Origin of the sequence: Bradyrhizobium denitrificans, from assembly GCF_013179005.1 — a bacterium.
In the GTDB taxonomy this organism is placed as follows: domain Bacteria; phylum Pseudomonadota; class Alphaproteobacteria; order Rhizobiales; family Xanthobacteraceae; genus Bradyrhizobium; species Bradyrhizobium denitrificans.
Genome location: NZ_JABFDP010000013.1, coordinates 19432 through 39267 on the forward strand (window position 1 = coordinate 19432; position 19836 = coordinate 39267).

General features: G+C 63.5%; 16 protein-coding genes. 8 read left to right on the forward strand and 8 right to left on the reverse strand.

Annotated features, from left to right (window positions below; translation table 11 throughout):
• Positions 1-424: 424 nt before the first annotated feature.
• Positions 425-922 carry an SH3 domain-containing protein gene (locus tag HL671_RS15565; protein ID WP_172236916.1) on the reverse strand — a complete coding sequence of 166 codons (498 nt, stop codon included), beginning with the start codon at positions 920-922 and terminating at the stop codon, positions 425-427.
• 896 nt (positions 923-1818) lie between these two features.
• Here HL671_RS15565 and HL671_RS15570 point away from each other — a divergent pair.
• From HL671_RS15570 to HL671_RS15585, 4 genes are all read left to right on the forward strand, one after another.
• Positions 1819-2448 carry an outer membrane protein gene (locus HL671_RS15570; RefSeq protein ID WP_172236917.1) on the forward strand — a complete coding sequence of 210 codons (630 nt, stop codon included), beginning with the start codon at positions 1819-1821 and terminating at the stop codon, positions 2446-2448.
• Between the two features lie 142 nt (positions 2449-2590).
• The gene (locus HL671_RS15575; protein WP_172236918.1) at positions 2591-2917 is read left to right on the forward strand and encodes a hypothetical protein; all 327 of its coding nucleotides are present in this window, start codon (positions 2591-2593) and stop codon (positions 2915-2917) included.
• A 436-nt stretch (positions 2918-3353) separates the two neighbouring features.
• Positions 3354-3902: a flagellar basal body L-ring protein FlgH gene (locus HL671_RS15580; protein WP_172236919.1), complete on the forward strand. Its 549-nt coding sequence runs from the start codon at positions 3354-3356 to the stop codon at positions 3900-3902.
• Between the two features lie 85 nt (positions 3903-3987).
• Positions 3988-4308, forward strand: coding sequence for a ComEA family DNA-binding protein (locus tag HL671_RS15585; protein WP_172236920.1), 321 nt, complete (start codon positions 3988-3990; stop codon positions 4306-4308).
• A gap of 53 nt (positions 4309-4361) precedes the next feature.
• On the opposite strand, the gene HL671_RS15590 is transcribed toward HL671_RS15585, so the two are convergent.
• Positions 4362-6113 carry a glycosyltransferase family 39 protein gene (locus tag HL671_RS15590; protein ID WP_172236921.1) on the reverse strand — a complete coding sequence of 584 codons (1752 nt, stop codon included), beginning with the start codon at positions 6111-6113 and terminating at the stop codon, positions 4362-4364.
• Between the two features lie 409 nt (positions 6114-6522).
• Between HL671_RS15590 and HL671_RS15595 the strand changes: the two genes are divergently transcribed.
• On the forward strand, positions 6523-7194 hold the full coding sequence (locus HL671_RS15595) for a winged helix-turn-helix domain-containing protein (RefSeq protein WP_041751742.1): 672 nt from the start codon (positions 6523-6525) through the stop codon (positions 7192-7194).
• A complete protein-coding gene (locus tag HL671_RS15600; RefSeq protein WP_172236922.1) occupies positions 7194-8648 on the forward strand; it encodes a sensor histidine kinase in 1455 nt (484 codons plus the stop codon). Before HL671_RS15595 ends, HL671_RS15600 begins: the two co-directional genes overlap by 1 nt.
• A 38-nt stretch (positions 8649-8686) precedes the next feature.
• Here HL671_RS15600 and HL671_RS15605 read toward each other — a convergent pair whose 3' ends face one another.
• Positions 8687-9862: a TAXI family TRAP transporter solute-binding subunit gene (locus tag HL671_RS15605; protein ID WP_012047031.1), complete on the reverse strand. Its 1176-nt coding sequence runs from the start codon at positions 9860-9862 to the stop codon at positions 8687-8689.
• Positions 9863-10220: 358 nt separating this feature from the next.
• Positions 10221-11171: an aldo/keto reductase gene (locus tag HL671_RS15610; RefSeq protein ID WP_172236923.1), complete on the reverse strand. Its 951-nt coding sequence runs from the start codon at positions 11169-11171 to the stop codon at positions 10221-10223.
• Positions 11172-11419: 248 nt separating this feature from the next.
• Here HL671_RS15610 and HL671_RS15615 point away from each other — a divergent pair, with 248 nt between their 5' ends.
• Entirely contained in the window at positions 11420-12649 is a 1230-nt protein-coding gene (locus tag HL671_RS15615; RefSeq protein WP_172236924.1) for an NF038122 family metalloprotease, read from the forward strand.
• A gap of 29 nt (positions 12650-12678) precedes the next feature.
• Here the strand turns inward: HL671_RS15615 and HL671_RS15620 are convergent, their stop codons facing one another.
• From HL671_RS15620 to HL671_RS15630, 3 genes are all read right to left on the reverse strand, one after another.
• Positions 12679-13503 (reverse strand): SDR family NAD(P)-dependent oxidoreductase, encoded by an 825-nt coding sequence (locus HL671_RS15620; RefSeq protein WP_012047028.1) that lies wholly within the window; start codon positions 13501-13503, stop codon positions 12679-12681.
• 221 nt (positions 13504-13724) lie between these two features.
• Positions 13725-15269 (reverse strand): C13 family peptidase, encoded by a 1545-nt coding sequence (locus HL671_RS15625; protein WP_172236925.1) that lies wholly within the window; start codon positions 15267-15269, stop codon positions 13725-13727.
• A 157-nt stretch (positions 15270-15426) separates the two neighbouring features.
• On the reverse strand, positions 15427-16152 hold the full coding sequence (locus tag HL671_RS15630; RefSeq protein ID WP_172236926.1) for a class I SAM-dependent methyltransferase: 726 nt from the start codon (positions 16150-16152) through the stop codon (positions 15427-15429).
• Positions 16153-16967: 815 nt separating this feature from the next.
• Here HL671_RS15630 and HL671_RS15635 point away from each other — a divergent pair.
• Positions 16968-17180, forward strand: coding sequence for a type 2 periplasmic-binding domain-containing protein (locus HL671_RS15635; protein WP_172236927.1), 213 nt, complete (start codon positions 16968-16970; stop codon positions 17178-17180).
• Between the two features lie 512 nt (positions 17181-17692).
• Here the strand turns inward: HL671_RS15635 and HL671_RS15640 are convergent.
• Entirely contained in the window at positions 17693-19717 is a 2025-nt protein-coding gene (locus HL671_RS15640) for a YgiQ family radical SAM protein (RefSeq protein ID WP_172236928.1), read from the reverse strand.
• Positions 19718-19836 lie beyond the last annotated feature (119 nt).

Consider the following 19836-nt stretch of genomic DNA (forward strand, 5'->3'; position numbering starts at 1 on the left):
GTCTGTCAGTTGACGCTGCCTCACGGAAAGTGAACGAGCCATTCGTGATCGCTAAATGCCGGAGACGAGGAGGCAGCCATCGCCAGTTGCCGCCGTCACGCTGCGTTCAACTCGTCGTCTCAAGTGCTGCCTGACTTCAGTGCTGCCTGACTTGCGCTCACGAGACGGACGGCTCTCGAAAGACGTGTCAGGCGGTCGTCCAGTCGAAATCAGAGATGTGAATGGGGCGTGTCCGCCCCATTCTGGCATGAACCGATCTCTGCGCGGTTTGCGGAAAACGGCGTGCCGTCTTGCATTCGCCAATCGCCGGATGGATGTCCGCGGTTGAACCGCAGCCGGACGCGCGGCTCCCGGCCTCGGCTAAGAATGTCCCGGACTCGGCCAGTAACGATGTGCTTGGCGAACGGTGCTGGTCCGGCAGAGCTCATTCGCCACTCGGTGGCTCATATTCGTGGCCGAAGTAGTCGTCGTCCCAATTGTCTCGCCAACCAGGAGGCAGATTGTCCTCCTCCCAATGGTAGCCGACCCATTGCGGCAGGTCGACGTACAATGGCTGCTCTCGGTAGTGCTCGTGCCAATATGTCTCGATGTGGAAGGTCAGGGTTGGAATCTCGACGCGCGGCGCGTAGGCGGGAACGTAGACACGGCGTGTCTCGTAGATGAACTGAATGTGAGCACCTGAGGCCCAGCCGCGAAGGCCGGAAGCGCTGACATCGCACCATTTATAGCCGCTGAGACAACCGTGGATCGTCAGCGACGAGCCGGACCCCAGCACGCCAACAGCTGGAAACCGCACATTCGGTCCAGAGCGGATGTTCAGATTGACCCCGGCGTAACCTTCCAGCCCGGTTGCAGCAGCTTGCTCGCTTATGCCGATAAGGAGCAGCACCGCGCAGAGACGAATGACTTGCGTTATTTTCATGCGATGACTCCTTGTACGTAATGCGCCGGTTCGCGTGACGGACGAAGCGAGCGCGCTGTTCGCGTGCGGGGGCACCGCCCGCTCATCCGGTGGTGACCTGATCAGGCCGCACGATCCCTCACCGGACGTCTCATCAGATGTTGCTGCTAAGACGCTGGGCCATTAGCCGCGGGATCGTTACGACAGGCTGACGCGCGGGAGATCCGCTCTCCTTGCCGGTCCACCGACGACGCGCATCGATGCGAGCGTCGTAATGCTGCGGTAAGGCTCGCTCGCTAGCTTGCGCGTGTCCTTACGATCGAGACGGTATCATCTTCGCTGTCGACAGCGTAGACCGGGAACCGTGCTCACGAATCTCGATGTCGATCTCGCCCGGCCGGACACTGGAATGGCGTCGCGGAACAGAGCGTCGGGCCTCGTCGAGGCCAGCTCCGCCCCACTGCGGCACGCTCCTTCTCTACACTGGTAAGCCCGCATGGCTTCGGACGTCGTCGGACTCCAGTGAGCGGGCCGTTCGGGAGGTGTCCAGCCCCACATTCCCGAACGGCCTGCAGAGCGTTCTGGCTCTGAATTGTGAGCTGCCTCTATCGCATCGCGCTGAAGCAATCGTTTGTCTTGCTTGGACGAGCGCGTGCGGTGCCACGCCGCGCTATGTCGTCCTTCGCGAAGACATTCACACACGTATCATTGTTCATGATCCGCCGTACGACGAGACGAATTATGTCCGGAGCGTGGTGTCTAAGGCGGCTTGTAATGCTGTCGCAAGGCGAATGCGGCATTTCTCTGCGATGAACTGGCCGGACATCGTGAGCGGACCAGATGCAACATCGTAGGATGATATGAATAAGACTTGGCTTGTTGCTGCAGCTATTGCTCTTTTCGGCGCGGAGAGCGCAATGGCCGCAGACCTCGCGGCGAGGCCGGCCAAGACCTCCGCCGTGGTTGTGCCGCAGATCTCGCCCGTCCGCAGTTGGACCGGTCTTTATGTCGGCGGTCATCTCGGCGGAGAATTCAGCGGTGCCAGCGGAGCATTCGGCCGGGAATCGCGTTTCCTCGGCGGCCTGCAGTTTGGCGCTGACTATCAGTTTGCGCCGAACTGGGTGTTGGGTGCCGAAGGTCAATACAGCTGGCTTGCTGGAAACGGGCAGACCTCCACCCTCGGTCGTCGCGAGCTGACCCGTGACCGTAATGGCATCGGTGCGCTGACAGGGCGTCTGGGCTACACGTGGGGAGCAGGTCTGCTTTATGTCAAAGGCGGATATGCTTATCAGGACACGAGCTACGGCGTGAGATCGCGGGCCGGGGCGCCGGTTGCCTTTGCTGTCCGTGACAACAAGAGCGGCTACACAGTCGGGGCGGGCCTTGAATATATGCTCGCGCCGAATTGGTCGACGAAGTTGGAGTATCAGTATTACGACTTCGGCACCGCGCGCTTCGTCGCACCGTCACCCGGACGACTCGTGAGGAATGGTACGTTTGACAGCACGCTCCATACGGTGAGCGTGGGCGTCAACTATCGATTCTGACGACACCAAGCGGTAGCCTGCCGCGACATGATCGCGGCACGGCAGGCCCGCGTTGTCATGGTGTGGTAAGCTGCAGGTGTGACTCTGGTCGTCTCGATTGGTCTCAGGCGCGTCGTCCCGGCGCGTCCTCATGGAGAACACAATGAAGCAGATCAGCGCATGTCTCATCGTAGCGTTGGCCGTCACCAGTGCGACGACGACCCAGGCGTCGGCCGGTGGCAATCGTGGTGCGGCCGTGGCGGCAGGGGTGGTTGGCGGCCTGGCCATCGGAGCTCTTTTGGGATCCGCGGCTACCGCTCGTTCGGCGCCGAGCTATGTCTACGTCGATGACAACTATCCGCCGCCACGAGTCGTTTATCGCCGTCATCATGTGTACGACTATGATCCGGGATATGGCGACGGCTACGCGGACGGCTATGTGTCCGGATACAAGGATGGCTACTCGGATGGAGCCTGGTCGGGCTACTGAGGCGACCGAGCGCAAACGAGACCTGCAGGCCCCGCCGAGGCGGGGCCCTTTCTCGGATGTCATGGCTCCTCTGCGCAAACGAGGCGAGCCGGGGCGGGGCCGGTCCGGCTTGTGAACGGACGGCGGGCGCAGGGCCGAGGGGGCGGCGGACTACGGAGACGCAAGGGTCTCGGATGTCAGCGCCTGTGCGTCGGATCGCCTGCCCCGCAGCGATCTGATGTCCTGTTTGCTTCTGGCGTTGTTTGTCCTGGTCCGCGATGCGGCTTGGCCGCATATAAGAAGATGATGTTGTGATATTTGTTGTGTCGAAAGACTGGTCGTGACGTTCGGCAGAGTCGTACGTGCACTCCTGGCCGCTAACGTTCTGGTCATTTCGTCGGGGTGCGCGCAGTTCGATGGTCCCGCGTACTCTGCTGCGTTGTTGCCAGCTGAGTCTTTGACCGAGCCGGACGAAGCGTCAATTCAGCCGCTGCTGCCAGCCGCAGCCGCCCGCGTTCCGGCGCATCAGCCGAACCGCCGGTTGCGCTCTTTATCGCATGCCTGGTCCACGAAGCAGCGCGCGCCGCAGATTGGCGATATCGTCACCATGACAGTCAATATCGCGGAGAATCCGGGTGACATGTCCACGCAAGGTGGCGCAAATGCCAATCGGCACGCCGACGAGTTGCCTGACACCGGCGGCGCCGTGGCAAGCCGCAGGGCGGATGCTTCGTCGTCGCGCGACACTGCCGGCCGCACGACGGTCGGCCAGGCTGAGTTGAAACGGATGAGCATGGCGGCCGTGGTCACGCGCGTGAGTCCGGACGGCGGTCTCGTCGTCGAGGGGCGGCGCACGATGCAGATCGATGGCGAGATTGTCGATCTGGAGGTTTCCGGTGTCGTTCCGGCGGACAGCCTTCGCGTTGACCATTCGATCGACGCTTCGAAGATGAAGCAGATGCAGATCTCCTATCACCGGCGCCAAGCTGCCGCTCACCTGCGATAGCGCCGGGTGCAGGTCATCCTCGCGTAACCCGTCCGTCGTGCATTGCCGCATCGGGACTGTGGCTGGTTCGTGGGATACGGCTAGGATGATGACGCGACGCATCTGGCTCAGCTGCGCATTGATTGCTGCTGGTGGCACGGTGGCCGCCGTCTTGGTTGCTTCGCCAGAAGCGGATATTCAGCAAACGCCGCAGCCAGGCCGGGTCGTCCGGCAAGCCAAGAGGCTCAATCTCAATATGGCTCCCGCCGAGGAGTTACAGAAGCTGCCGCGCCTCAGCGCTGCCAGCGCCCAGGCGATCGTGGAAGCGCGAGACAAGTCGAAGTTCAAAGATTGGAACGATTTCGTGGCGCGCAGGGTGGTGCCATCGTTCGCCTACGACGAGATCCGGATTCTCGTGACGTTCTGACGAGACCCCGTATTGGGATTGTTGCAAGGCTCGCGGTCTGCGCGCCTGCCGCATTATTTGCTGCCCGGCCGGGCTGAATCATGCGGGTGTGACGACCGCAGACCGTCGACCTTCGGCAGCACGAAAAACGCGACGGCTGCTCGCGACAGCCCGGCCAAGCCAAACAGTTGCGACTGCATTGTGAACTCGCGCCTCACATAATTCCCTGCCGCAACGGCCAGCGATGTTGCGGCCTCAATACAATCGACTTGATCAAGAAAGCAGACGGAGGCCCAGCCTTGATCCTGAGTCGCACCGGTAGGCCCGTCCGCGGCAGCCTGGGCGAGTGACGGAGACAATCCGTAAAACGGATGATCGGGACTGTAAAATGCGACTGCAAATCCGAGACTCTCGTCGCCGACGACAGATTTGAGCGGAATCCCGACCAGTTCGCGCCATTGTCGGGTGGTTTCGAACGCGACCGCGCGATAGAAACCGCGGCCCTCTTCATAGCCGAACGAATTGCGGTAGAGGGCATGGAGCGGCGCAGCGATGGTGACGGCGACGACGGCGATTGCGGCAGCCAGTACAGTCATATTGACAGTGTAGAACCGCTCGATCCCATAACTTGCGCCGCACACCACCAGCACGACAAACAAGAAAAGCCCCTGAACCGCCCAGAGCGATGGCAAATCAGTGCCCATGATCAGGGCGTTGGCGACCGGAAGGCAGATGGTTCCAATAGCAACGTAAAAAAGCAGGCGCAGGCCGTCATCAAGCGCTACGAAGTCCCTCGGGAATCGCGCGATCCTGCGGCCGGCCGCCACGACCCAGGTCAAGGCGGATAGAGCCAGGGCGGCAGCAAGTCCCATCACGAATGAGAATGAATCGTGGAGCGATCTCAGCATGTCGGAATTGGCATGCGTCAGTGCGTGATGAATCGGAGCCGCGTCGCTCGCAATGAGCCAATCCAGATGCGGCCATAGCGCGGCCAGTCCGACCATGGCGGAGATCCAGGGCGAGAACGACGTGAAGTAGGCCCGGCGGAGCGGATGTAGCATTGCCGCCAGGCCGAAACTCGCGATCAGGAAGATCGAGTAGTATTTGCCGAGCATTGCGACCGCGGCGGTCAATCCCGCCATGGCGGCCCAGAGAAACGTCCGCGATTCATACGCTCGCAGAAAGCAATAGGTCGCGAGTGGCCAAGTCGCAAGTTGCACGGAGTTCGCATTGAACCGCTGCGCGTGAAACTGGTACACCGGCGTGAGCATCAGGAGAAGCAGCACGATCGCGCGCTTGTCTCCGGTCACGAAACGCCGCGAAATCTGGTCGACGAACCACAGCGCGAGCGCAGCATTGGTCATCGCCATCAGGTGAAACGACCAGTCGGTCGGCGGAAACAGGCGGCTCCAGGCGCCAGCCACCCATCCCATCAGCGGCGGATGCTTAAAGTAGCCCCAGGCGAAATGCCTTCCAAAGCTCCAGGTCTCGAGGGTATCCGGATGCAGTCCGGCACCGGAATAGGCGACGGTGAGATATGCCGTCCAGACCAGCGCGAAACAGGCCAGCAGCAGCGGCACGCCCCAGCCCCCCTCGACGGCGTCCAGCCACCGCAGGAAGGGACGACGCCAAGCCGCCGGACTCCGATCCGACTGTTCGGCGGCCGCCGAAAGCCAGTGATCGTATGTGCGATACAGTCCCTGGAGCAGATGTTGGCAGGAGCAGAGCGGAAGCGGGGCTGCTTCGCTCCGTCGGCAGTCCAGCGTTGATCCCGACCGAACCGGAGCCGATGGGGGTGCGGCGACCCCCGGTGTCCGGTCGATCATGCGTCAAGCTCCGTGAACGTTTTCCAGACGGTGTCCGTGCATCCGTCTCGGCGCCCAGGATTACAATAAGCTGACATCCTGGAACGTTTGCGTTCGCGGCGATGCTGTCACGGCGATCGCATGATCCCGCGGCCAGCGGCGTCATACAACTGCAAGCATGGCGGTGAATCATTGGGGTTACAACCTCTGGTGTCGTTGTTCGATCGCGCCCGCAGCGGCGAGGTTAATTCCCTGCGGTGGACCGTAGCGCAGCGGATGGGCTGCAGGTTTCTGCCTAAAGGGGACGAGCAACCAGGCGGTGAGAGGAAGCGGTTCCAGAAAACGGTATCGGGTAGCTCCTGACGTAATCCTATTGTAATCCCCCTGTAATCATAGGAACAACAGCGTGCAAATGGCGCAGGAGAGTAGCGTGCGAGTGCTGGTCGTGGAAGATGACCCCCAGCTAGGTATCTGGCTGCGGGATGCACTCGCAACAGCCTTCGGCTCTTCCGATATCGTGACGACCCTTGATGAGGGGCGGGCCGCGATCGCTGTGCGCACGTTCGAGCTTGTGGTCATTGACCGGGGGCTTCCCGATGGCGACGGACTTGCGCTTCTGCCTGACCTCCGGCAACAGAAGCCCAGTCCCGCAACGGTGGTGTTGACGGCCCTGGACGACCCTGCCGACATTGCGCGGGCGCTTGATGAGGGGGCGGATGACTACGTCGCCAAGCCGTTCGAGCCGATCGAATTGGTCGCGCGGGCCAGGGCGGTGCTGCGGCGCCTGTACCTCGACAGGGGCGCCGTCGTCTCGATCGCTAATCTGAGCTACGACATCGTCAATCGTGCCGTTGGCGTCGATGGCAATCCGATCGTCGTGCCGCGGCGCGAATTGGCGATCCTGGAGGCCCTCGTGCGTCGCAGCGGGCGGGTGGTTTTGCGCGAGACGCTCGAATCGGCGGCTTACGGGTTCGAGGATGAAATTCAGTCCAACGCTATCGAGGCCCACGTCTCACGACTGCGGCGCCGCCTGCGCGAAGCCAACTGCAAGGCGACGATCAGGCCGGTGCGCGGCCTCGGCTATTTGCTGAGCGGTGAGTGATGATCGCGAGCTGGAAGAAGCTCAAAGGCATGCGCCGTTCGATTACGCTGCTGTCAGCAACGCTGATCGGAGTCGTCACGACGATCATGCTGATCTGCGCCGCCGCCCTGCTGATCAGGTTCGGTGGCGACGACGATGGCACCTGGGGCGCTGCGGATGTCGCCGATGCGTTGAAGGAGGCGGTTGCACGGGATGCGCAAGGCCAGCTTCTGGTCAAACAGACTCCGCGTCTCGACAAGATCATCCAGGATTTTCCGACATTCTGGTACGTCGTCTCCGACAAGAGCGGCGAGGTCAGCCACGGTCAGCTGCCGAAATGGCGTCCCCATAAGCCGATCACGGTTCAGGACGGGACCAGCTTTCTTGCCTACGCCATCGATGGTGAGACCCGAAACTTCAAGCGAATGACGGCCGTGCGCAATACGCCGGTCGGCGAGGTCCTCATCGAGACTGGCGGCGTGGCCTATACGTCGACACAGCTGATGCTCGGGACCCTGACGGATGCAACGATCGTCGCGCTGCCGATTATCCTGGTGCTGCTGGCGACCGGCTTCGCCGCACTGGTGTTCGTGCCGGCAGCAATCGCGCGTCCGGTGCGCGCTGTTGCCACCGCCGCCGAGATGATCGACGGCGTGCCGGACGGCCGCCGGCTGCCTGAAGCCAGTGCGCCCGCTGAATTGCTGCCCTTGGTCACCGCGTTCAATCGGGCGTTGTCCCGGATCGACCGGGCGGCCGAGGCGCAGCGTCATTTCCTGTCCAATGCCGCGCACGAATTGAGGACGCCGCTGACCAATGCGCGGACGATGCTCGAGGTGATCCCGGATGGCGCGCTGCGTGCCAGGCTCATTGCAGAGAACCAGAAATTATCGACCATCGTCACCATGCTCCTGCAATTGGCGCGGATTTCGATGGAGCCGGTCGAACTGACCGATATCGATCTGGTGGCGCTGGCACGACGGGTGACGGCCGAGCATGTGCCGATGGCGCTGAAGGCCGGAGGTGAGATCGGATTTACCGGTCCTGACGCTCCGGTGTGGATCCGCGGCTCGGAGCCGGCGATCGCGGTGGCGCTGTCGAATCTGATCAGGAATGCCGTCATTCATGCCGGGGCAGGCGGTCCCATTCTCGTTGCAGTGGACACCGCCGCGAGTCTCAGCGTGATCGATTCCGGCCCCGGTCTGCAGGCGGATGAACCTGAACGGCTGCTTGAGCCGTTCGAGCGCGGTCATACCCGCGGCGAAGGAATGGGACTCGGGCTTTCGATCGTGTCTCAGGTCATGGCCGCCCATCATGGCCGCGTCGGACTGCGCGCCACGCCGGGCGGAGGCACCACGGTTGAGCTTAGCTTCGCGCGCGCGGACGTTCGGGACGCGCCGTCGCTGGCGATCAACGGTTCGGAGTCAACAGCCGGACGCACAACGGAAAAGGCCGGTCTGCTGCAGCGCTGGTGTTGAGGATCTTCGCGGGGCCGCTTGAATGCTGACGCGCGGCCTCAGCGCGTCTCCTTGCTCCGCTGCCATTTCAGAAAGTCGCTATAGAGCCGCGCCGCCTCGTCCGTCGACATGCGCGCCTGTGTCTTGCGCTCGTCGAGAAATTTGCGGAATTCCGCTGGCGTGCGCTGGTCCTCCGCCGGCGACTGCATCCGGCCTACGCCGTCGAGCCAGTCCTGCGCAGCCTTGAAGCGGATCAGCCCCGACACCGGCGCGGATAGGACGGTGTCGCGCCATTTCGGATGCCGCGGTGGCGACTGCAACACCTGGATCTTGCCGAACAGCGCATCGACAAACCTCGCCGTGCGGCGGTAGCGCTCGCTTCCTTCGGGCCAGTTGTAGACCATCAGCACGGTCGAGGCTGCGACCGCGTCGACCTTGGTCCCGGCCGGCACCAGATTCGGATATTCCTCGGACGAGAATGTCGTCGGCAGGTAAATGTCCTGCAATGCGCGGTCGTAGGGCACGGGCAGCAAATGCAGCCGTCCCCCCTCATTCTTGATGCCCTTGATGACGGGGGCGTCCTTCGACACCGAGGCGATCCAGGCGTCGCCCTGGCCGTCGATCAGCTTCTGCAGACCCCCGGTCGGATCGGTCTGCGAATCGATCTCGGCCTGGATGCCGAGCCGGCGGAAGATCGTCCGCGCCGCTGGCAGGCCGATCGAGCGCTCGGCGAACACGCGCCTTCCGTTGAGGTCCTGCAGGCTGCGGATCTCGCGCCGCGCGACAATGTGGACGTCGTTATGGAAGAGCTGCGCGATGTAGCGCACGCGCTGGGCAATGTCCGGGATGTTATATTCCGTCTTGACGAATTCCAGCGCGTCGGTGGCGACGAAGCCCATGTCGATGTTCTTCAACATGATGATGTCGACGAGGTTCTGCGCCGATCCCTTGCCGAGGATCGGCAGGACGCGCAGGTTCTCGCCTTCGTCGAGCACCGCCGCCATGTCGGAGCCCATCACCGACATCGGACCGCCGATCGGCGCGGTGATGACGGTCACGGTGCCGGAGTTCAGCGCCTCGCGGTCCGGGAGATTGCCGACCACGGCCGCATTGGCCGGCGGCGGCCGGTGCTGTTGCGCTTGCTGTGCTGCGGCGTTGCCGGAAAACGTCACGAAGGATAGGAGGCCGAATGTAGAGACGAAGACGCCAACAACGGCACGCGCGACACGATTCACCGAACGCTTCCCCGGATTTATTCTACTTTGGTCGGGTAACTAGCAGTTCGATCCCGGCCGAAATTTGGCAGCAGCGCGGCGATGCGCAAGATGCTCCAAATTTGCCTAATCAGCTCCACGCCAGCGCTGGAATTGCGGTACCGGCGTGTAGCATGCGCTGCATGAGTTCGTGTCGTATCCGAAGCAGGGCGCGCGGTATGATGACTACAAATCGTGTTTGTCTGAATGCATCCGTTTTGCGTGCGTTTGGCCCGCATCGATGTCGTGAATTCGCGACCCGTGCCGGGGCGCGCACGGTCGACGAGCTTCGGCCCCGTCGCGATGCGCGCCTCGCAATGATCGAGGCGTCCTTACCGCCTTACGCGCTTGCGGCATCGAGCCGCGCGACCTGATCGGGTGTCAGTGTGAGCCGGGTCGCGGCGACCAGCGTGTCGACATGCTCCGGCTTGGTGGCGCTCGCGATCGGTGCGGTCACGGACGGTTTGGCCAAGAGCCAGGCCAGCGCGATCGATGCCGGCTCGGCGCCGGTCTCCTTGGCCACGGCATCAAGGCCGGCGAGGATGCGCAATCCCCGCTCGTTCATGTATTTCGGAATGCCGCGCTGTCCGCGCGGGCTTTTGCCGAAATCGGCCTCCGAGCGGTACTTGCCGGTCAGGAAGCCGGCCGCGAGCGAGAAGAAGGTGATGACGCCGACGTCGTTGCTTTCGCACACGCGCTGCAGCGCTCCCTCGTAGGAATTGCGCTCGGCGAGGCTATATTCAGGCTGCAGGCTCTCATAGCGCGGCAGATTGTGCGCCTTGGCGATGTCGAGCGCAGCCTGCAGCCGCTCGGCCGAGAAGTTCGAAGCGCCGATGACGCGCACCTTGCCGGCCTTGATGAGCTTGTCATAGGCCGCCAGCGTCTCTTCCTGCGGCGTCGTCTCGTCGTCCTTGTGCGACTGATAGAGATCGATCACCTCGGTCTGCAGCCGGCGCAGCGAATCTTCGACCGCACGCGCAATGTAGTCGGGCTTCAGCCCGACCTTGCCGTCGCCCATGTCCATGCCGACCTTGGTGGCGAGGATGATCTTGTCCCGGTTGCCGCGCAGTTTCATCCATTTGCCGATGATGGTCTCGGACTCACCGCCGGTGTGGCCCGGTACCCAGCGCGAATAGACGTCGGCAGTGTCGAGAAAGTTGATCCCGGCCTCCAGCACCTTGTCGAGCAGGCGGAACGAGGCCGCCTCGTCGACAGTCCAGCCGAACACGTTGCAGCCGAAGCAGAGGGGTGGAACGAGGAGGCCGGAACGGCCGAGCGGACGCATCTTCATGACGATCTCTCGATTGAGCGGAGCTTGAAGGGAGCTGGGGCTGGAGCTGCAGATTGCCTGTGTTCGCTGAGCGTGACCAGAGCGGCAGCAGCATGGCGGGGCCGCCCCTGGCGGACCCAACCGTGACGCAGTCTGCCCCGAAGACGGTCCGGCTGCGTCAGACTTTTCACTCAGTCACCGACCACGGTCTGCCTATTGCGAATGCCTCGCAGCTGCGAATCCGAGGCGAAGCTTGGGGAGTCCGTTGAATGAACATGCTGACCTATGACCAGCTCGGACTGAGCTCCGATGCGATCAACGGCCTCGAGCCGACCGCGGCCGCCGCGAGCGCCGGCGCTGTGGCATCAGCCGCCGCCGCGCTGCCGGCCGGAGCGGTGTCCAAGCCCGTGTTTCACGCCGACGGCTCGGAGACGGTGTCGGTGCATACTGGCGGCCTCACCTTCAATCTCACCTTCGATGCTGCCGCGGCCGCAGCGCCCGAGAGCTTCCGCGCTGGCGTCGAGCTGGCGGCGGCTATCCTGTCGTCGGCGATCACCGACAAGGCCACGGTCAATCTCGCGATCGACTATGCGGGCACCGGCGGCGGCGCCGGCGCCAATATCAGCAATGGCCTGCTGGTCAACTATACGCAGCTCAAGGCCGACCTCGTCGATCATGCGGCGGCTGGCGACACAGTGTTCGATCATCTGAAGGCCGGGGCGACGATCCAGGGCCATGCGATGGTCGCTGTCTCCAACGCCGAGGCGAAGGTGCTCGGCCTGATCGCGCCGAACGACACAACCACGCAGGACGGCTTCGCGACCTTCAACACCGATATTCCGACGCAGTCGCTGGTCGGCGTCGCGCTGCATGAGCTGTCGCATGCGCTGGGGCGCGTGCCCACGCCGGGCCAGGCGGATGTGTTCGATCTGTTCGACTTCACCCGGCCCGGCCACAATCTGATCAACAACAGCCTGAGTTCGGCGCCGCCAGCCTATTTCTCGATCGACGGCGGCGTCACCAAGATTGCGGATTTCGGCCAGACCTCCGATCCGGCCGATTTCCTCAACACCGGCATTCAGGGCGCCAACGATCCGCTCAATGAGTTCTACAACCCCACGACGTCGCAATTCCTGTCGCCGATCGACCTCGTGGTGCTGGAGGCACTCGGCTTCAATATCTCGACCCCGAACACGCAGGCGCTGCTCGCTCAGCTGCCGCAAGCCACCGGCGCCGCAGCCCCGGTGCAGACCGCGCAGCAGGCCGCGACCATCGCCTCGGCCGTGGCCGCCGAGACGGCGGCGAGCCTGACCAAGCTTGGAGATCCCACCGGTGCGGCGCAGGTGCTTGCGAATGCGCGGGCCGATGCGGTCGCGGCCAATGCGGCCGATGCCAGCTCGTCGCATGACCACACGGCATCCTACGCCTCACATTCCGCCGCGCTGCATCATGATGGCATGACGCTCGCCATGCATCTGCATGCCATCAGCGCGACCTGAGGGCGCGGAGCGGTCGAGGACGGCGGCGCTCATCCGAGCCAGGGCTTGACGAACGTTTCGCTGTGTTCCCACAACCGGCGTGCGGCCGTGCCGTCATCCTTGAAGGCGACCGGCATCGGCTTGCGGCCGGAATAGCATTCGCCAAGCTGCCAATCCGTTCCAGGCGCGCTCTCGGCCAGCCACGTGAGCCGCTGCGCGCTGCGCTCTGGGCTGATCGTGATCAGATATTTCAGCGGCGAGTGATAGAACAGCCTCATCAAATGCGTCGTATCATTGGCGAAGTTGGAGCGTACGATGCCGGGATGGAATGAGACTGCTGCGATCCCGTCGGCGCGATGACGGCGATCGAGCTCGCGGGTGAACAGGATGTTCTCAAGCTTGCCGTAGCCATAGGCGCCCTGTGGCGTGTAGCCGCGCTCATTATTGAGATCGTCGACATCGAAGTTGCGGCCGAAAATATTGGCCGCGGCGCTTGCCGTCTGGATGACCTTGGCCCGGCTGGCGATCAGCCGCTCCAGCAGCAACCGGGTCAGCAAAAACGGCGCGAGGTGGTTGACCTGGAATGTCATCTCGAAGCCGTCGGAGGTGAGTGCGCGCTGGCCCATGATGCCGCCGGCATTGTTGGCGAGCACGTCGATGCGGCCGTGATCGAGCAACTCACCGGCGAGCCGCTGGACATCGGCGAGCTGCGTATAGTCGGCGAGGTGAAAGGGCGCATTCAGCTCGCGCGCCAGCGCCTCGGTCTTGGCCTTGCTGCGCCCGACCAGCACGACATTGTGACCGTTCGCCTTCAACTGCCGCGCAGCGGCGGCTCCGATACCGTCGCTGGCTCCGGTGATGATGATGGTCGGCATGACGGCTCCCTTGCTCGTGGAGGCAACGATCGCCGTCACTACCGGCACTTCTGAAAGAATGGACATATCGACGATATCTGTCGACCCGATAATTGCACCGACCGTTGCTTCGTCTCGAACAAGCGCCCGCGATGCAGCGGTGACCGGTGCTCGCCTGTATTCGCGGCCGATGCGTCGCAAGCTTCGCCACGGCCGTTCAGCGGGGCGTCGATCACAGCCGTTCAGGGCTCGACCGCGAGCGCATGCCGTGCGCTGTCCGGCTTCAGCCGCGCACGGAGCTTCGCCGCCAGCTCAGCGCCGAAGAAGCCTTGGGGATTCGATGGCGACAAGGCGTCGCGCTTTTCCCACTCCGTGATTCGGTCCCTGGCCTTGTCGAACGCGTCTTCGAGCGACACGCCGGCGCCGAGATTCTGGTTGAACAGGGCGTCGCCGAAATACGTCCAGTCACGCTCATTCGAGCAGCCGAAGGAGGGATTGTTTTCGTCGGCGGCGGTCAGCACCACGCTGTCGGGTGAAGCGAGGCGCTTCACGAACACGCCGGAATAGCAGGCCGAGATGATGATCAGCCGGTTCTTGATGCCTTCGCGATCGAGAACAGTGGCGATGTGATCGGGCGAAAGCTGACCGTGGAACGCGCCGGACAGCCGCAGTCCGACGCCCGTCGGCCCGCCATGCGAGGTGATGAAGAGCAGCAGAATATCCTCGTCCTTGTCCATCACCTTGGCGACCGCATGGACGGCTGACGCAAAATTCGTCCGGTTCGCGATCGGTTGGGCGTCGACCGTATCGGGGTGGTTGACGAGCCGGATCGTGCCACGGTCGAGCCCGATCGCTTTGTCCAGCGCCGCAAGGCCGCCGTCGAGCTCCTTGATGAAGACATCCTGGTCGGACCAGCCGGCCATCCCGATGGCATAGATGCCGGGCTTGCCCTTGCGCTCGGGCAGCAGCTTTGCGGTGGCGGCCTCCAGCAGCGGCCCTTGCGCGAGCTCGACCGTATCGGCGTCGACCAGACGGGCCGTGTTGTTGTTGAGCCCGACGAGTTTGGCGAAGGTCCATTCGTAAAGATTGTAGGAGCTGCGTGACGTATCGAGACCGATGAAGGTCGGATAGGCAGGCAAAACGGCCAGCGCGGTCGACACCAGGGCCGTCAGGCCCAAGGCACGCCAGACAGGTCGGCGGTAGGCGGGGTCGCTACGCAGCGCTGCGGCGATCGCGCCGGTCCACCAGATCAGCAGGACGAGCACGAGCGTAGCTGTGGCCGCCGTGCTGATCCAACCATCGAATCTCATATCGAAGCGCTCGGCCATCGGCAGGCGATCGATGGCGAGCGCGGCGAGCTGCACGAGGCCGATCAGCGCAAACAGCTTCCAGAACAGCGCTGTGCGGCTGCGCGAGACATAGGCGATGCTGGCCACGCTCAGAGCGGCGGCCGCAGCCAGCACCGGCTGACTGCTGATCAGCATCACCGCGCATTCCGCGAGGACGACAAGCGCGAACAATTGCGCGACGCCCGTGGTCCGATCGGCCGAGAACACCAGCAATCCCGCGGCCACCAGAATGGCGGCCTGGGCGATCACCGTATTGACGCCATACAGCGTAAAACTGGCCGCGCCATCGGCTGCAACATATTGCCGAGCCGCCTCCGCAGCCATCGCGACGAAGATCCAGATGATGGCAGTGCGGATCCTGACAGCGCCCGGCGTCGCCGCACGCCGCCAAGTGGCGGCGCCCAGCGCCGTCTTGAGGATCGACCAGAGCCCGTTCATGTTCTTTTCACCATCCCCGACCAGACGCCTGGTGCGATGGTAATCACGATCTCCGAACGATTGATTGCGCCGGTCGCGTGAATCCTCCGCATTTGTCGCTCCGCCGCGATTGTGGACCGGTTGCCGCCGCGGTGCTGGTCGGCGGGGGGGCGCGCTGTCACCGCGCTGTCCGCACGGTGGCGAGCGACATGATGGTCCAGCCGAGCCACATCCGTTCTTGAGTATGACGAATAGAACGATGCAGCCAACCTAATCCGAGCGCTTCGGCCAATCGTCGGACGCGCGGCGCGTTGACGTAGCGCAGCAGTCCGCGATTGAAGTGCGGCGTGATCGAGAACATCTCGCTGACGTCGAAGCGGTTGCCGAGCAATTGCGCCAGCTCATGTCTGTCGGTCCAGCGTCGAAGCTGTCCCTGCGCCGGTGGCGGAATGTCGTTCATCCGCAAAGCCGGCGCATTTTGGGTGCCGAGCATCAGACGACCTCCCGGCTTCAGCAGATCGGCGATCTTGGCCAGAAAGGCCTGCTGGTCAGCAACATGCGCGAGCACCTCAAGGCTGATCGCGACATCGTAGTCGCCGCCGACATCGAGTGTCATGAAGTCCCCTGGGATGAAGCGAACCTCAGGGAGCCGCTTGGCGGTCCGGGCGATGACCTCGTGAGAAAGGTCGGTGGCTGTCACCTGACCAAACCGGGTCAGGTGCTCGCACAACCATCCGGCGCCACATCCAACCTCGATGATTTTGAGGTCGGTCCGTCCCAGGCCTTCCAGCCATGATATGATGACGTCGCGTTGATCGATCGAGACCTCTCCGACGTCCTTCTCCCGGGTCGACGCATTCCAACTATTCCAGAAGGTCTGTTGAATATCGATCGTATCGTTCATGAATTGGCCCCGTTTGGATCGACGCGCGCATTAATGACCGGATCGTAAATCGTCATTTGATAGAAATCGCGGGGAGTATAGGGCTATGGTCCGAAGCGTGCAATCACGGGGGGCGACAGGGGAGGGCGGTTCAGCGGCTGCTGCGCTTTGTCTGAGAGAGGCCCGAGGCGGAGGACACGCCTGGCGCACGCGACGCGAATGCGGCGGTCGCTGAGCTGGGGCGCGCTAGGTCCTTTCTCTGTATCGTCCAGCCTCGTGTCTCTGGGCGAGACGACGCGGGACGACATCTTTCGTCGCTATGAGAAAGTAGTTCTGATGACCGGTGCCAGGTCAACGAACGCTGTAGATGTGGGCTTAGAACCCCGAGAAGACCCGCACATTTTCTTTGCCAGAATCAGAGAAATCGTCTTCTTTGCCAGAATCAGAGAAATCGTCGCCTGCCAGAACAGGCACGCCCCACGAAGCGCATGGCTATCTTCGCTTGCCTAAATTGTTCGCGATAGCGGACAGCAAGGCGGGCGCGTGTCCATATGATGAGACTTCGCGGGCGCAGGGACTACTTCTTGATCTTCACGCCCTTGATTGTGAAGCGTTGGGGTCGATGCGCTCCAACGGATCGCTCTCGATTGGACGGCCTTGCCGCGCTGCGGCCTCGCTCATTGGGCGTGCGATATCAGCGCCTCCGCCTGTCGCGGAGGCGCTGCTGGAATCTCGTCAGGCTGCGGCGCGCGCCGCCACGGCAGGAAAGTCGATCTCGGTCTGGGCAACGTTGTTGATGTAGTTGGTCCAGCTGTTGAGCGCAACGTGGAGCCCGCGTGCTATCCTATGAGGTCGCCGACGCGATCAGCGTCGGCCGGCTGCAACTGGCTTCGGAATCCTTCGAGCCGCCGCCCGCCCCGGTCAGCCTGGTCCATGCCGGCCAGGGCCTGCTGCCGCTCAAGCTGCGCGCCTTCCTCGCCTTCGCCGCTGCGCGCCTGAAGGCGCGGCTGGCGGCGTCAGGACTGAGCCGGGGCGATGGGGTGTCCTGATCCGCGATCGAATCGCGATAGAGGAGGTGCACGACGCACTGGCGTCTAGTTGCATGCAGCGTCACCTTAATTTTGCGGAGCGGCGTGGATGCGCCGCGCGCGGTGGTGCTCGTTGGGCGTGTGAGTTGGAGCGACGGTCCTACAAACTTGGTGTCGTCCCGGACTTGACCCGTGACCTATAGCCACCCTCGAATGTGTGAGGCGCGCAGGTGGCTCAGAGAGGCGGTCCAATACGTCTCTCTCTGGTTATGGATCCCGGATCTTCGCGCGCTTTGCGCGCTCGTCCGGGATGACAACGGAGATTGAGGCTGCATTGTACGACAAGCTCGCTGTCATCGCCCGGCTTGACCGGGCGATCCAGTATTCCAGAGACGATGGAGATGGAGCCGAGGCGCCGCGGGATACTGGATCACCCGCCTTCGCGGATGATGACAGATGAATGTGTGGCGGGATCTCCCAACTCACACGCTTGGACCCGGCGCAGTGCTCCGCTCAGTGGGCGACCGCACCGACTACTTCCTGATCTTCACGCCCTTAGTCGTGAACCGCTGCGGCCGCTGCTCCGGGCGCACCGGCCGTCGCGTTGTGGCGGCCTTGCCCGTTCCGGGCGGCTGATGTGCCGGCACCAGTTGATCATGGCGCGAGCCGATCAGGTCGCTGCGGCCCATGGCGCGGAGCGCGTCGCGCAGCACCGGCCAGTTGTCCGGGTCGTGATAGCGCAGGAACGCCTTGTGCAGCCGGCGCTGCTTCAGGCCCTTGATCGCTTCGACCTTGTCGCTCGCCCCGCGGCGGACGCCGCGCAAGGGATTGACGCCGGTGTGGTACATCGCGGTCGCGGTGGCCATCGGCGAGGGCAGGAAGGTCTGGACCTGATCGGCGCGGTAGCGGTTGCGCTTGAGCCACAGCGCGAGGTTCATCATGTCCTCGTCTGACGTGCCGGGATGGGCGGCGATGAAATACGGGATCAGATAATACTTCTTGCCGGCCTCGCGCGCCGCGGCGTCGAACATCTCCTTGAAGCGGTCATAGGTGCCGATGCCCGGCTTCATCATCTTGTCGAGCGGGCCGCGCTCGGTATGTTCAGGGGCGATCTTCAGATAGCCGCCGACGTGATGCGTGACGAGCTCCTTGATGTAGGCGGGGCTCTCGACCGCCAGGTCGTAGCGCACGCCCGAGGCGACCATCACGCGCTTGACGCCCTTGACCTCGCGCACCTTGCGATACAGCCGGATGAGATCGTCATGCGAGGTGTTGAGGTTCGGGCAGATCTCGGGGAACACGCAAGAGGGCCGGCGGCAGGCAGCCTCGACCTTCGGGTCCTTGCACGCCATCCGGTACATGTTGGCGGTCGGGCCACCGATGTCGGAGATCACGCCGGTGAAGCCCGGCGTCTTGTCGCGGATGCGCTCGATCTCCTGCAGGATCGATTCTTCCGAGCGGCTCTGGATGATGCGGCCCTCATGCTCGGTGATCGAGCAGAAGGTGCAGCCGCCGAAGCAGCCGCGCATGATCGTGACCGAGAACTTGATCATGTCCCAGGCCGGGATCTTGGCATCGCCATAGGAGGGATGCGGCGCGCGGGCGTAGGGCAGATCGTACACGCTGTCCATCTCCGCCATGGTCAGCGGGATCGGCGGCGGATTGAGCCAGAGGTCGCGGTCGCCATGGCGCTGCACCAGCGGGCGCGCATTGCCGGGATTGCTCTCCCGGTGCAGCACGCGCGAGGCCCGCGCATAGGCTTCCTTGTCCTGCTCGACCTGCTCGCAGGACGGCAGGCGGATGACGACGTCGCCTTTCTCGCGGGCCGCGCCTTCGTCGGCGGAATCGAGATCGTCGGCATGCAGCTCGACGAACCCCTCCGGCACTTTCCGGAACAAGGCGGTCCCGCGGACCGACTGGATGTCCTTCGGCGATTCCCCACCTGCGATGCGGTGCGCGACCTCGATCACAGCGCGCTCGGCATTGCCGTAGATCAGAATGCCGGCCTTGGCGTCGGCCAGCACCGAGCGGCGCACCTTGTCGGACCAGTAGTCATAATGCGCAATCCGGCGCAGCGAGGCCTCGATGCCGCCGAGCACGACCGGCACGTCCTTGAACGCCTCGCGGCAGCGCTGCGCGTAGACCAGCGTGCTGCGGTCGGGCCGCTTGCCGCCCTCGCCATTCGGCGTGTAGGCGTCGTCGCTGCGGATGCGGCGATCGGCGGTGTAGCGGTTGACCATCGAGTCCATGTTGCCGCCGGTGACGCCGAAGAACACGCGCGGCCGGCCGAGCGCCTTGAACGGCTCGGCGGAATGCCAGTCGGGCTGCGAGATGATGCCGACGCGAAAACCCTGCGCCTCGAGCAGCCGGCCGATGATCGCCATGCCGAACGAGGGATGGTCGACATAGGCATCGCCCGTCACCAGCACGATGTCGCAGGCGTCCCAGCCGAGCGCGTCCATCTCCTGGCGGCTCATCGGCAGGAACGGCGCAGGCTTAAGGTCGGCGCGGTGGCGCGGCCAGGAACCCAAAGGCGGAGCGGTGAGGGGGATGTTCATCGCCCAGCCATAAGGCGGAGGGCCGGCGAGTTCAACCGCGTGCCGACCCGAGCGGGGGCGGCCGAGGATCAAATTGTCCGGAATGGTTCCTGGAAGATGTCGCGGGGCGTCCAGGCCGG